The following is a 13,148-nucleotide window of genomic DNA, read 5'->3' as shown; positions in this document are numbered from 1 at the left end:
CTTTATCCCTGCGTCGCCGGTTCCAGCGGCAGGGCCACATCGCTGGGCAGGGCGGCTTCTCCCTTCAGGCGCCAGCTGTTGTCCGGACCGCGCAGGTCCATGTACCAGCGGCCTTCCAGCGGCTGGGCCAGGCGAACCTCATAGTGGCCGTCTCCGGTGGGCTGGAACTGCAGCCGCCGATCCCGTTCGGACAGGGTGGGGTGGGACAGGTTGAGGATCAGGAAGTCGAAGCTGGCCGGTTGGCTGTGCCGGGTCAGCGTGATCCGCGCACCTTGATCGTTAAACGCGACGTGCCCGTCCAGTCCCATGTCGGCAGCCTTGTGATCCTTGGCCAGTTCCATGTTGATGGCCAGCCCGTCCCTGTAATAGTCGTCGCTGACCATGGAGCCCTGGGTGCGCACCGCAACGGTGATCATGAACAGGCAGAAGACGATGGTGAAGGCGGGAATCGCCAGCACGAACCACGGCCAGAACTGCCTGTACCAGGGGGCGGGGGGCTTGAGTGCATCGTCGGACATGGCAGCGAATCTCAATGGCGGTGTGGTCAGCGTCGATCGCCGAGGAAACGGCTCTCGGTATTGGCCCCGAGCGTCGCGTCGCCTTCGGCGCGGATGCTGAAGGTAATGTCGTTATGGGTTTCGGTCAGGGCTTCCGGACTGACCTCCACAACCGTTGGCAGCGACAGGTTTTCGCCGGCTGCGACTCGAAACGCCGTGTCACCGATAATCCGGGCCGTATCCAGGCCCGATACCGACAGGATAAAGACCTGGGGCACTTCCGTCATGTTCTGGATCTTCACCGTGTAGGAGTTCTCGATCATGCCGCGGTTGTTCATCTTGAAGAGGGCTCCCCGGTCGCGGATGGCGTCGAGCTGGACCGGCACCCGGGTCAGCAGGGTAAAGACCAGGGCGCCGATCATCAGCAACAGGGCCGCGCCGTAGCCGAAGGTCCGCGGTCGCAGGATCTTCGACGGCCTGCCTTCCAGCTCATGCTCGGTGGTGTAGCGGATCAGTCCGCGCGGATAATCCATCTTGTCCATGATCTCGTCGCAGGCGTCGATGCACAGGGCGCAGTTGATGCACTCGTACTGGAGGCCGTCCCGGATATCGATGCCGGTGGGGCAGACCTGCACGCACTGGCCGCAGTCGATGCAGTCGCCCAGGCCCAGTTCAGCCTTGCTGGCATCCTTGCGCCGGCCACCGCGGGGCTCCCCCCGATTGTAGTCGTAGGAGACCACCCGGGTGTCCTCGTCGAACATGACGGACTGGAAGCGGGCGTAGGGGCACATGTAGAGGCAGACCTGTTCGCGCAGCCAGCCGGCATTGGTGTAGGTGGCGACGGTAAAGAAGAACACCCAGAAGTAGGCCCAGCCGTTGGCCTGGAGGGTGAACAGATCGACGCTCAGTTCCCGGACCGGGTAGAAATAACCCACGAAGGTCAGGCCGGTGGCGAAGGCAATCAGCAGCCAGAGCGCGTGCTTGGTGACTTTTTTGGCCATCTTCGCGGTGCCGCCCGGTGACTGGTCCAGCTTGATGCGCTTGTTGCGGGAGCCCTCCACCTTCTCCTCGACCCACATGAAAATGAAGGTCCAGACGGTCTGCGGGCAGGTGTAGCCGCACCAGACCCGGCCGAACAGGGTGGTGATGAAGAACAGGCCAAAGGCGGCGATGATCAGCATCCCCGACAGCATGATGAAGTCTTTGGGAAAGAAGGTGGTGCCGAAAAGATGGAACTCCCGGGCCGGCAGGTTGAAGTAGATCAATGGCTCGCCGCCGACCTGGACCCAGCAGAACAGGAAATACATGCCCATCAGCCCCCACAGGCTGAAGAAGCGGATCCGCTGGTACAGTCCCGTGACGGCTTTGACGTAGATCTTCTTGCGGCTGGCGTAGAGCTCGACGTGTTCCGTTTTCTTCTTCCCGGGGGAGGCGTCAGTCGCGGGGTCAACCTGTTTGACCGGTATTTGACTGCTCATCAGGTCCTCTCATGTGGTGTTCTCTCTTCAAGCCTGGACGGGGGTGATCCTGTCCAGGGTTCAAAAGACAACCCGACGGCAGCCCGGTACCGTCTACTGATTGCGATGCGACAGGCCATAGACATAGGCGGCGAGGATGTGGATCTGGTCCTCGCTCAGGCGGTTCTCCTGGGCCGGCATCCGGTTCTGGCGGCCGTAGGTCACGGTCTCCTTGATCCAGTCATAGGTGCTGCCGTAGAGCCAGTCGTCGTCGGTCAGGTTGGGCGCGCCCACCATCGTGTTGCCTTTGGCGTCCTGGCCGTGGCAGCCGGCACAGGCCTGCATGAACACCTGCTGGCCCTGCTCGGCGAGAGCCTTGTCCTTCTCCCGACCGCTGAAACTGAGCACGTAGTTCACCACGGCTTCCACCTGGTTGTTGCTCATGTTGGGCATCAGGCCCTTGGCCGGCATCTGGTTGACGCGGCCCTGGTGGATGGTCTCGACAATCCGCTCGGGACTGCCGCCCCAGATCCAGGCATCGTCCGTCAGGTTGGGGAAGCCCACTGCGCCCCGGGCGGCGGACCCATGGCAAACGGCACAGTTATTGGAAAACAGGCGCTGCCCCATCTTGCGGGCGTCCTCGTTCTTCGCCAGTTCCGGGATCGGGATGTCGCCGTATTTCGCATAGAGCTCACCGTAGCGGGCCTCGGCCTGCTGCACCTCCTCCTGCCACTGTTTCTCCTGGGTCCAGCCCAGCAGGCCCTCGAAGTTGCCCAGGCCCGGGTACAGCGCCAGGTAGATCAGCGAGAACACACAGGTTGCGCTGAACAGGTGGAACCACCATTTCGGCAATGGATTGTCGTATTCCTCGATGCCGTCGAACGAGTGTCCCGTGGTTCGATCGGTTTCCTTGTCGGTGGGCTGGCTTCGGCGGGTCGCCCAAAGCAGCCACCAACAGCCGATCACCGTGGCGAGCACGATCACGCTAATCCATAGGCTCCAGAAAGTGCTCATTTTTTATTCTCCGTATTCTTTTCCCGCTCGCGCGTGCGCTGATCAATCTCGTCGTCCGCAAAGGGAAGGTTGGCCGCTTCGTCGTTGGCCTTCCTGCGGTTGGCGCTATACGCCCACCAGACAATTCCGATGAACGCGACCAGGACCAGCAGCGTGTGTATTCCGCGTAGATCGTTGATGTCCATCGCCGTCACCGTCTGGTTGAGATCACTGTGCCCAGTTGCTGGAGATAGGCCACCAGCGCCTCGATTTCATACTTGCCACGAATCTGGTCCGGTGCGGCGGCGATTTCCTCGTCGGTGTAGGGTACACCGAAGGTCTGGAACGCCTTGAGCTTGGCGGTGATGCCATCCGCATCCAGTTTGGTTTCGAACAGCCAGGGGAAGGCCGGCATGTTGGACTCCGGAACCACATCCCGCGGGTTGTTCAGGTGGACCCGGTGCCAGGCGTCGGAGTAGCGGCCGCCCACCCTTGCCAGGTCAGGGCCGGTGCGTTTTGAGCCCCACAGGAACGGGTGTTCGTAGACAAACTCGCCCGCCACGGAATAATGCCCGTAACGCTCGGTCTCGGCGCGGAACGGGCGGATCATCTGGGTGTGGCAGACGTGGCAACCCTCGCGGATGTAGATGTCACGGCCTTCCATTTCCAGCGGCGTCAGCGGCTCCAGTCCGGCGACCGGTTCGTTGACTTCCTTGAGGAAGAACAGCGGCACGATTTCCACCAGGAAGCCCCCGCTGATCACCAGCACAATCAGCAGCGCCATCAGCCCGATGTTCTTCTCGACAACTTCGTGTTTCATGGTGATCCCTCTCCCTGTCAGGCCGTCTGGACTGCGCTGTTGTCGAGTGCGACGGCATCCTTCTGACGGATCGTCATGCGCACGTTATAGGCCATGACCAGCATGCCGGTGAAGAAGATGCCGCCGCCGATCAGGCGGATCAGGTAGCCCGGCATGGAGTTTTCCAGCGCCTCCACGAAGCTGTAGGTGAGGGTGCCGTCGGCGTTCACCGCGCGCCACATCAGCCCCTGCATGATGCCGTTGACCCACATGGCGACGATGTAGAGCACCGTGCCGATGGTGGCGAGCCAGAAGTGCAGGTTGATCAGACCCACGCTGTACATCCGGGTCATGCCCCAGAGCCTCGGGATCAGGTGGTAAACCGCGCCGATACTGATCATGGCCACCCAGCCCAGGGCGCCGGAATGAACGTGGCCGATGGTCCAGTCGGTGTCGTGGGACAGGGCGTTGACGGTCTTGATGGCCATCATCGGGCCTTCAAAGGTGGACATGCCATAGAACGACAGGGACACCACCAGGAAGCGCAGGATCGGGTCCGTGCGCAGTTTGTGCCAGGCACCGGAGAGCGTCATCATCCCGTTGATCATGCCGCCCCAGCTCGGTGCCAGCAGGATCAGCGACATGATCATGCCGGCGGTCTGGGCCCAGTCCGGCAGTGCGCTGTAATGCAGGTGATGGCCGCCGGCCCAGACATAGGTGGCGATCAGCGCCCAGAAGTGGACGATGGATAGCCGGTAGGAATAGACCGGCCGGTCCGCCTGCTTGGGCACGAAGTAATACATCATCCCCAGGAAGCCGGCCGTCAGGAAGAAGCCCACGGCGTTATGTCCCCACCACCACTGCATCATGGCGTCGGTCACGCCGCTGTAGATGGAATAGGACTTGAAGGCACTGACCGGCAGTTCCAGGTTGTTGCCGATGTGCAACACCGCCACCGTGAGAATAAAGGCGCCGTAGAACCAGTTGGCCACGTAGATGTGTTTGGTCTGGCGCTTGGTAATGGTGCCGAAATAGACCATGGCGTAGGCCACCCAGACCAACGTAATCAGGATGTCGATGGGCCATTCCAGCTCGGCGTATTCCTTGGTGCTGGTCAGTCCCATGGGCAGCGTGATGCAGGCGGCTACCAGGACGGCCTGCCAGCCCCAGAAAGTGAATGCAGCCAGCCCGTCGGAGAACAGCCTTGCCTGGCAGGTTCTCTGGACCACGTAGTAGGAGGTGGCGAACAGGGCGCTACCGCCGAACCCGAAGATGACCAGGTTGGTATGCAACGGGCGTAACCGGCCAAAGTGGGTCCAGGGCAGGTCGAAATTCATGAAGGGAAAACGCAACTGGGAGGCGATGAGCACACCCATCCCCATACCAATGATGCCCCAGACCACCGTCATGATGGTGAACTGGCGCACGACCTTGTAGTTATATGTCAGGTTAGGAGTCGCTGTGCTCATGATGGCCTTACCAGAGGGTGACAGGGAATAAAATTAGGCGATGCAAGTATGGTGAATGGCAGCCCCCTTTTTCAATGACCTGGATCAAGCCAAAAGACGGAAATAGGGTGCCTTTTAGGCGTAAGGGGCCAGGAGACGTACTCTCATCATTTAGTGCAAGATGCTGTAATGATCAAATGATCATGGGCTATTTCGTTCATGTTTTTGAACTCGTGGAACGATGTCGCCTGCTGGGGTTTGTCGGGCATGGCTGCTAACATGCGCGCCAGCATTGGCCCCGCCCCGGGGCCGAACCATGATTGACGTCAGGAAAGTGGCAATGGCGCAAGAACTGATCGAGGGCGAGGGGCCCCGGACCCTCCTGTTGGCGCATGGCGCCGGTGCGCCCATGGATTCACCCTACATGGACCTGTTGGCCGCCGGACTGGCGGAGCAGCGCATCCGGGTTGTCCGTTTCGAGTTCGAATACATGCGCAAGCGCCGGGAAGACGGCAGGAAGCGCCCGCCCCCCAGGGCTGAAAAGTTGGAAGGGGAGTTCAGCGCCGTGATTGACCGCCATGCGGGGGCATCCGGGCCCGTCTATATCGGAGGCAAGTCCATGGGCGGGCGGATTGCGAGTGTCCTGGCCAGCCGGGCGGACGACCGTATTGCTGGCTGTGTCTGTTTTGGCTATCCGTTCCACCCGCCGGGTAAGGCCGACCGCTGGCGCACGGCGCATTTTAACGACTTTACCGTACCGGTCCTGATCAACCAGGGCACGCGCGATCCTTTCGGCCGGAAGGATGAAGTGCAGGCGCATCTGACCGGTGATGGGCCCGTAGTGATCCATTGGCTGGACGACGGTGAGCACGATTTCCGGCCACGTAAGTCCACCGGCACCACCCAGGAGGACCTGATTGAGCTGGCGGCCCGGCAGACGGCGGCCTGGATGGATGGCCGCAACGGATCGGGGGAGGTCTGACGGGATGGAGCGAATACTGCTGTTCTGCCGCGCTGGCTTTGAGACGGAAGCAGGCCGGGAACTGACCGAACTGGCGGCTGAACACGGGCGCTATGGCTATTTCCAGCCGGAGGCCAACGCGGGCCAGGCGATGTTCGTGGTCGCCGATGGGGGCGATGCACGGTCCCTGATGCAACAGGTGGGTATGGCCTCGCTGGTGTTTACCCGCGATTGGTTCGAGGTGATCGACGATCGGGCCCTGCCGGCGTCGGATAGGGTGGGGGCGGTGCTCGAGGCGTTGCGCGAACAGCCGGACAGGCCGCCGTCGGCCCGGGTCGAGATTCGCGTGCCGGAGGATGTGGAGCGCGACCTGGGGGCTTTCAGCCGGAAATGGGCGTCGCCCCTGTCCCGTGCGTTGCGGGAGACGGGGTTTCTGGTCGACGATGAATCCAACCGCCGGCGCCTGGAAATCTTCCTGCCCTCGTTTGATCGGATGATCCTCGGTATCAGCCATGCAGACAACCGGGCCGTCTACCTCAGCGGGATTCCCCGGCTGCGTTTGCCGGCCTCGGCCCCCAGCCGGTCGGCGCTGAAACTGGAGGAAGCCTGGAAAGTCTTTATCCCGCAGGAACAGTGGCTGGATTACCTGGGAGGCGGCAAGAAAGCCGTCGACCTTGGCGCGGCCCCCGGTGGCTGGACCTGGCAGTTGGTCCGTCAGGGCATGTTGGTGACCGCCGTCGATAACGGTCCCTTGGACGAGGCGCTGATGGCCAGCGGCCACGTGGAGCATGTGCGGGCGGACGGCTATCTGTGGCGGCCCCAGCGTGCCGTGGACTGGATGGTGTGCGATATCGTCGACAAACCGCGCCGGACCACCGAGATGGTGGTGGACTGGTTCGGGAACCGTCTGTGCAAATTCAGCGTCTTCAACCTGAAGCTGCCGATGAAGAAGCGTTATGACGAGTGGTTGGTGTGTCGGGAGCGGTTGCTGGGAAAACTCGATGCCACCGGCGTGGATGTCCGCCTGAAAGCCCGGCACCTTTACCATGACCGGGAAGAGATTACCTGCTTCGTGGAGCGGTTCAGTTGACCGGGCGTATGACGGTCAGCATTGTTGCAGGATGGTGATCTTTTCTTCCTGGTCCATCATCAGGTTCAGTTCGTTCATCATTTCCTTGCGCTGGTCCGAGTGGTACCAGTTGTCCCAGTCGGTTATGGAGCGCCAGTTGCACAGGGTCATGCGGTGGTGGATGTCGTTGGCGTCCACCAGCGTCTCGCCGGAAATGAACCCCGGCACGCTGACGGCGTACTGCAGTAGTAAGCGGGACTCCTTCTCGTAGGCACTTTCCAGCGTGGCGGCAATGTGGCGCTCGATCAGTACCCGGATCATGATGGCCTCCACAACGCGTTGTTCTTATAATCCAATCTAGCACTGAATGCACGAGAGCGCCCGACACCGGCGCTGGGAGAAGCTGTTGTGGTGGAAATGGCCTATGATCTTGAACTCGATGCCACGGGACTGATGTGCCCCGAGCCGGTGATGATGCTGCATAACCGTATGGCCGAGGTACCGGTCGACGGGATCCTGAAAGTGGTCGCGACGGATCCTTCAACGACCCGCGATGTACCGCGTTTCTGTCAGTTCCTCAATCACACCCTGGTGCAGGAAAATCACACCGAGACCGAGTTCGTATACTACATTCGCCGTGGCGAATAACCTGTCCCGGTTCATCATCCGGCGCCAGGTGCTTGATAAAGGCGCCCATGATCGCCAGCAGCATCTTGCCGGCCAGCACACAGGCCGCGCCCTGCTGCAATGCGGTCACAACCGGGCTTGCCCTTCCCGGGTCTCCTCCAGGTGGGCGAGAAATTCATCCCGGTCCATCTCGCCCATGACGCGGGCACTGGCGATTTCCTCGCCCTGACGGTCGAAGAACAGGATGGCCGGCGGTCCGAACAGGTTCAGTTCATCGAGCAGGGCTTGTTGTTCCGGCGTGTTGTCGGTGACGTCGATCTGCAACAGCGTCATGGACGACATGGCGGCGCGTACCTGGGGGTCGCTGAAGACATTGCGTTCCATAACCTTGCAGCTGATGCACCAGTCGGCGTAGAAATCCAGCATGACCGGCTGGCCGGCCTTCGCAGCCGAAGCCTGGGCGGCCTTCAGCTCGCTGGTAGAGGCGGTTCGCCGGAAGGGAGAGTCCGGGGCTTCGGTGCTGGACCCGGTGCCGGGCGATGCTGCGACCGTTACAGCCCCGGTGGCAGTGAACGGCGCCAGTGGGCGCAGTGGATCGTTGGCACCTGCCAGGGCGCCGCCCAGTAGCAGAATGGCATAGGTGAACAACACCAGTCCGACGCCTTTCCAGGTTCGCTGCCAGCCGGCCCGGGCCCTTTCGAATGCGCCCAGCTGGACGCCGGTCAGGGCCGCCAGCAGGCCCCACAGGATCAGTGTCACCCGGCCCGGCAGCAGTCGTTCAAGCAGCCAGATGGCCACCGCCATGAGCATGACGCCATAGACCGCCTTGACCGTATTCATCCAGGTGCCGGTGCGCGGCAGGAACCGGCGTCCACCTACCGCCACCAGGATCAGGGGCAGCCCCATGCCCAGGCCCAGGGCCAGTAAGGCCAGGCCACCCAATACCGCATCCTGGGTGGTGCTGATGTAAAGCAGGCTACCGGCCAGTGGGGCCGATACACAGGGAGAGACGACCAGCGCCGAGAGGGCGCCGATGCCAAACACCGAAACCAGGTGGCCGCCGCTGAGCCGGCTCGATGTGGCGGTGAGTCGGCTGGTGATCGCCTGGGGTAGGCGCAGCTCGAAAAGACCGAACATGGACAGCGCGAACAGGGCAAACAGGGTCGCGAAAGTTATCAGCACGGCCGGCGACTGGAGCTGGGCCTGCAGGTTGAAGCTGGCACCCAGCAACCCGGTCAGGACGCCGGCCGCCGCATAGGTCAGTGCCATGCCCAGTACGTAGCTGGTGGCCAGGACCAAGGCCTGCGGTGTACGCGTATGCTGGTTGGAGACCAGCGCCGAAATGATGGGAATCATGGGCAACACACAGGGGGTAAAGGTCAGCCCCAGACCCAGCAGCAGGAAGATGCCGGTAATGGCCAGCAGCGATTGCTGTTGCAGCAGCGCGGCGATGCCGGTGGCCGAGTCGGTACCGGCTTGCGTCAATCCGCCGAATCGACCCGGCGTGCCGCCTGTCGCCGCTGGTGCCGGCGCGCCGTTGCCGGCCGAGGCGACATAGAGGGCATCGCGGGTCTGCGGCGGGTAGCACAGGCCGGCCTCGGCGCAGCCCTGGTAAGTCACCTTCAGCGTGGTTTCATCCACTCCCTCGGGCAGGGTCACCGGCACCATCGCATTGATGGGGTCGGTAAAGACGGTCACCTTGCCGAAATAGGGATCATCCTTGGTATGTCCGGCCAGGGAAAACCGGGGCTTGCCGACCTCGACGCCCGGATCGGTGGCGACGACCTTGATCCGGTCGCGATAAAGGTAGTGTTCGGGGGCAATGTTCCAGGTCAGTTCGACGCCGTTATCGGCCAGGCCCGAGCTGAATGGCAGCGCCTCGTCCACCGGCAGGAAATCGCCGAGCTGTTGGCCGTTGCCGCCGGTTGCGGACTCGATGTTGAACGCCAGCGCCTGGCTGGCCGGGCCCGCGAGCCCCAGGCAGCAGAGGAGTGTCAGGCCCAGGCGCCGCCAGGCTAAGGCGGTGAACGGGAGCAAATGGTGGCCGAATAGGTACGACAAAGAAAGATCCTTCGCAGTCGGGATGCCGCCGGACAAGGCGATTGGCCGGGGCTCTCATGGAACGCCTTCTTGGAGCGGAATTTTACCAGAAAGTTCGTCAGGCCGCGTCCATTGAGCCTGGTGCAGCCGGGATGCTGGTATTAAGTGGACGAAACACGCACAATAGCGCACGCATGAAACACCATCCAGATGACCTGATAATGCTGTTCAACGATCTCTTCTGGGAGCGGTGGCGGACCATCCTCGTGCGCGGAGACGATGAACCGGAGTATATACCGGCCGGTGATGAAACCGGTTGCCATCGTGTCGTCTTTGCCCACGGCTACTTTGCCAGTGCCCTGCATGAGATCAGTCACTGGTGCATTGCCGGGGAGCGTCGCCGCCAGCTCCATGATTACGGCTACTGGTATTGTCCGGACGGACGCACCCGGGAGCAGCAGGCGGCGTTCGAATCGGTGGAGGTCAAACCCCAGGCGCTGGAATGGCTGTTCTCCGAGGCGGCCGGCGTCACGTTCAACATCAGCGTCGATAACCTCTCCGGGGACGGCGCGTGTGATGAAGCCGGATTTCGCCGCAAGGTGGCCCGGCAGGCCCGTGGCTATCTCGAAACGGGCAGCCTGCCGCCTCGTGGCCGGTTGTTCCTGGAGACGCTCCTGACGTTCTACGACCGGGAAGTGGTCTTCGGGGCGCACCTTTTTACGCCGGACCGGGAACGGTCGGCGATATAATGCATTCTGGGCCAGGCGTGACGCGTCCGGCCATCCGACAGTTCGGGAGGACTCGTTGAATACACCTGAAGTACCCGTTGATGAACGCAGAACCCGGTTTACCGATTTCCAGCTGGACAAGACCCTGCAGAAGGCCATTGCCGGCATCGGTTTCGAATTCTGCACACCGATCCAGGCGGAGACCCTGCCGCTGACGCTGGCCGGCCATGACCTGATTGGGCAGGCCCAGACCGGCACGGGCAAGACGGCCGCCTTCCTGATCACCGCGATCCAGCGGCTTTTGCAGTCGCCGATCCCGTTCGCGGAGCGTTTTGCGTCCGAGCCGCGGATCCTGGCGCTGGCACCGACCCGGGAGTTGGCCCTGCAGATTGCCAAGGATGCCGAAGAGCTCTGTGCCCATACCGGCCATAATGTGGTCACCGTGCTGGGTGGCATGAACTACGACAAGCAGCGGGACCAGCTGCGCAATGAGGTGGTCGACATCCTCGTCGCGACGCCGGGCCGCCTGATCGATTTCCTGGGCTCCCAGGACGTGTTCCTGGACCAACTGGATATCCTCATTATCGATGAAGCGGATCGGATGCTCGATATGGGGTTCATCCCGGATGTGAAGCGGATCATCCGCAAGTGCACCCCCAAGGAAGAGCGTCAGACGCTGCTGTTCAGCGCGACCTTCAACCAGGACGTGCTGAACCTGTCGTCCATGTGGACCCAATCCGCCGAGTTCGTGGAGATCGAGCCGGAGCAGAAGACCGCCGAGCGGGTCGAGCAGACCGTATACATGGTGGGAGAAGACGACAAGCTCACGGTATTGACCAACTACCTGCAACGACCGGAAGTCAGCAAGGCGATCATCTTTGCCAACCGCCGGGATCAATGCCGGGACCTGGAAGCCGATCTGCGGCGTCAGGGTATCAGTACCGCGTTGCTGTCCGGTGAGATTGCACAGAGCAAGCGCCTGCGGACCCTCGACAAGTTCAAGGACGGTTCGATCAAGGCGCTGGTAGCAACCGATGTTGCCGGTCGCGGCATTCACGTCAGCGGCGTGACCCACGTCTTCAACTTCAACCTGCCGGAAAACGCCGAGGATTACGTACACCGCATCGGCCGCACCGGCCGGGCCGGGGAGCACGGCGTCTCGGTCAGCTTCGCCAGTGAGGACGACGCTTTTTCCCTGCCGGCCATCGAGAGCTATATTAGCCAGAAACTGGAATGCACGATTCCGGAAGAAAGCCTGATGGCCCCGCTGTCCCAGCCGGTGCAGCCGCGTCGCCGGCGCAGCAGTGGCGGCGGCGGTCGGCGCCCGCAGGGGCGACGCCAGCGCCGGGCCTGAAGCAAGGAAGAACCATGCTGATCGTTGCCGATGAGAATATCCCTCTGCTGGACCGGTTCTTTGACGAGATCGGCTCTATCCGCCGCGTCGCGGGCCGGGAGATGGAGCCGCAGGACGTTGCCGACGCCGATATCCTGCTGGTGCGCTCGGTCACCCGGGTGGATCGCCACCTGCTCGAAGGTAGCCGGGTCAAGTTTGTGGGGACTGCAACGATCGGCACCGATCATGTGGACGTCGACTGGCTGGCGGAGCAGGGGATCGCCTTTGCCAGTGCGCCCGGCTGTAACGCGGCCAGCGTCGCGGAGTATGTGCTGAGTGTCCTGTCCATCCATGCCGAAGAGAGGGGCGAGGACGACTGGTCCGATCTGTCGGTGGGCATTATCGGTGCCGGCAACGTCGGTCAGGCCCTGGGCCGCCGCCTGACGCGGCTTGGCTTTACCGTAAAGATCAGCGACCCGCCTCGTCAGAGGATTGAAGGGGAGGGTGGGTTCTGCGACCTGGAGGACGTGCTGGCCTGCGACATCGTGACGCTGCACACGCCGCTCACCCAGGACGGTGATTATCCCACGCACCACTTGCTGAATGCGGACCGGCTGCGGGCACTGACCGGTCGGCAGTTGCTGATCAATACCAGCCGGGGCGGTGTGGTGGATACCCAGGCGTTGCTGGCCCGGCTCCAGGCCGGGGATGCGCCGCAGGTGGTGCTGGACGTCTGGGAAGGCGAGCCGGGCGTGGACCCGGATCTGGCCCGGGCGGTCTGGCTGATGACGCCCCACATCGCCGGATACAGCCTGGAAGGGAAGGTGGGCGGTACGGAGATGATTTACCGCGCCCTGTGCCACTTCCTGGGGCTGCCGGCCCGCAAGCAGGCCGGGCAGTTTATGGCGGATCCGGCTCTGAGCAAGCTGTCGTTTACCTCATCGGCCACCGCTCTGGATGCGGCGCACGTGGCTATCCGGGCCTGCTACGACGTGCGTCGCGATGCGGCCCGCTACCGCCGGGTACTGGCATTGCCCGAGGATGGGCGCGCGCGCGCGTTTGACGCCATGCGCCGGGACTATCCGGTGCGGCGGGAGTTTTCGAGTGTCAAGATCCAGCTCAAGGGTGGGGCCAAGGAACTCCAGCAGGTGTTCAAGGCGCTGGAGTTCAAGCTCAAGGTCTGACGATGCATTGGG

General features: G+C 62.4%; 14 protein-coding genes. 6 read left to right on the top strand and 8 right to left on the bottom strand.

The genetic code is table 11. The features are described 5' to 3' along the window. Positions 1–2: 2 nt before the first annotated feature. From EZI54_RS02285 to ccoN, 6 genes are all read right to left on the bottom strand, one after another. Positions 3–518, bottom strand: a complete 516-nt coding sequence (locus EZI54_RS02285) for a FixH family protein (RefSeq protein ID WP_131478603.1) — start codon at positions 516–518, stop codon at positions 3–5. Between the two features lie 26 nt (positions 519–544). Further along, entirely contained in the window at positions 545–1,975 is a 1,431-nt protein-coding gene (gene ccoG, locus EZI54_RS02280; RefSeq protein ID WP_131478601.1) for a cytochrome c oxidase accessory protein CcoG, read from the bottom strand. A 93-nt stretch (positions 1,976–2,068) separates the two neighbouring features. After that, on the bottom strand, positions 2,069–2,968 hold the full coding sequence (gene ccoP, locus EZI54_RS02275) for a cytochrome-c oxidase, cbb3-type subunit III (protein WP_131478599.1): 900 nt from the start codon (positions 2,966–2,968) through the stop codon (positions 2,069–2,071). Then, positions 2,965–3,153 carry a cbb3-type cytochrome oxidase subunit 3 gene (locus tag EZI54_RS02270; protein ID WP_131478597.1) on the bottom strand — a complete coding sequence of 63 codons (189 nt, stop codon included), beginning with the start codon at positions 3,151–3,153 and terminating at the stop codon, positions 2,965–2,967. The genes ccoP and EZI54_RS02270 overlap by 4 nt, the downstream gene beginning before the upstream one ends. A 5-nt stretch (positions 3,154–3,158) precedes the next feature. Beyond that, positions 3,159–3,767 (bottom strand): cytochrome-c oxidase, cbb3-type subunit II, encoded by a 609-nt coding sequence (gene ccoO / locus EZI54_RS02265; RefSeq protein WP_131478595.1) that lies wholly within the window; start codon positions 3,765–3,767, stop codon positions 3,159–3,161. 17 nt (positions 3,768–3,784) lie between these two features. After that, the gene (gene ccoN, locus EZI54_RS02260) at positions 3,785–5,215 is read right to left on the bottom strand and encodes a cytochrome-c oxidase, cbb3-type subunit I (RefSeq protein WP_131478593.1); all 1,431 of its coding nucleotides are present in this window, start codon (positions 5,213–5,215) and stop codon (positions 3,785–3,787) included. Positions 5,216–5,534: 319 nt separating this feature from the next. Here ccoN and EZI54_RS02255 point away from each other — a divergent pair, with 319 nt between their 5' ends. Next, on the top strand, positions 5,535–6,176 hold the full coding sequence (locus EZI54_RS02255) for an alpha/beta family hydrolase (RefSeq protein ID WP_131478592.1): 642 nt from the start codon (positions 5,535–5,537) through the stop codon (positions 6,174–6,176). A gap of 4 nt (positions 6,177–6,180) precedes the next feature. After that, positions 6,181–7,245 carry a 23S rRNA (cytidine(2498)-2'-O)-methyltransferase RlmM gene (gene rlmM / locus EZI54_RS02250; RefSeq protein ID WP_131478590.1) on the top strand — a complete coding sequence of 355 codons (1,065 nt, stop codon included), beginning with the start codon at positions 6,181–6,183 and terminating at the stop codon, positions 7,243–7,245. Between the two features lie 15 nt (positions 7,246–7,260). Here the strand turns inward: rlmM and EZI54_RS02245 are convergent, their stop codons facing one another. Continuing rightward, positions 7,261–7,545 (bottom strand): antibiotic biosynthesis monooxygenase family protein, encoded by a 285-nt coding sequence (locus EZI54_RS02245; RefSeq protein ID WP_131478588.1) that lies wholly within the window; start codon positions 7,543–7,545, stop codon positions 7,261–7,263. Between the two features lie 96 nt (positions 7,546–7,641). Between EZI54_RS02245 and tusA the strand changes: the two genes are divergently transcribed. Beyond that, entirely contained in the window at positions 7,642–7,872 is a 231-nt protein-coding gene (gene tusA / locus EZI54_RS02240) for a sulfurtransferase TusA (protein WP_165495652.1), read from the top strand. 105 nt (positions 7,873–7,977) lie between these two features. Here tusA and dsbD read toward each other — a convergent pair whose 3' ends face one another. After that, positions 7,978–9,831 (bottom strand): protein-disulfide reductase DsbD, encoded by a 1,854-nt coding sequence (gene dsbD / locus EZI54_RS02235; protein ID WP_423226978.1) that lies wholly within the window; start codon positions 9,829–9,831, stop codon positions 7,978–7,980. 254 nt (positions 9,832–10,085) lie between these two features. Between dsbD and EZI54_RS02230 the strand changes: the two genes are divergently transcribed. From EZI54_RS02230 to pdxB, 3 genes are read left to right on the top strand one after another with little or no spacing between them, the layout of a single operon-like run. Continuing rightward, on the top strand, positions 10,086–10,640 hold the full coding sequence (locus tag EZI54_RS02230; protein ID WP_165495651.1) for an elongation factor P hydroxylase: 555 nt from the start codon (positions 10,086–10,088) through the stop codon (positions 10,638–10,640). A gap of 55 nt (positions 10,641–10,695) precedes the next feature. Next, positions 10,696–11,973: a DEAD/DEAH box helicase gene (locus EZI54_RS02225; protein WP_131478586.1), complete on the top strand. Its 1,278-nt coding sequence runs from the start codon at positions 10,696–10,698 to the stop codon at positions 11,971–11,973. 14 nt (positions 11,974–11,987) lie between these two features. After that, on the top strand, positions 11,988–13,136 hold the full coding sequence (gene pdxB, locus EZI54_RS02220; RefSeq protein WP_131478585.1) for a 4-phosphoerythronate dehydrogenase PdxB: 1,149 nt from the start codon (positions 11,988–11,990) through the stop codon (positions 13,134–13,136). The last annotated feature ends 12 nt before the right edge of the window (positions 13,137–13,148 follow it).

Source organism: Marinobacter halodurans, from assembly GCF_004327985.1.
Taxonomy (GTDB): Bacteria; Pseudomonadota; Gammaproteobacteria; order Pseudomonadales; family Oleiphilaceae; genus Marinobacter_A; species Marinobacter_A halodurans.
Note: the sequence above shows the minus strand (reverse complement) of the source record. Positions and strands in the feature narration are given on the sequence as shown.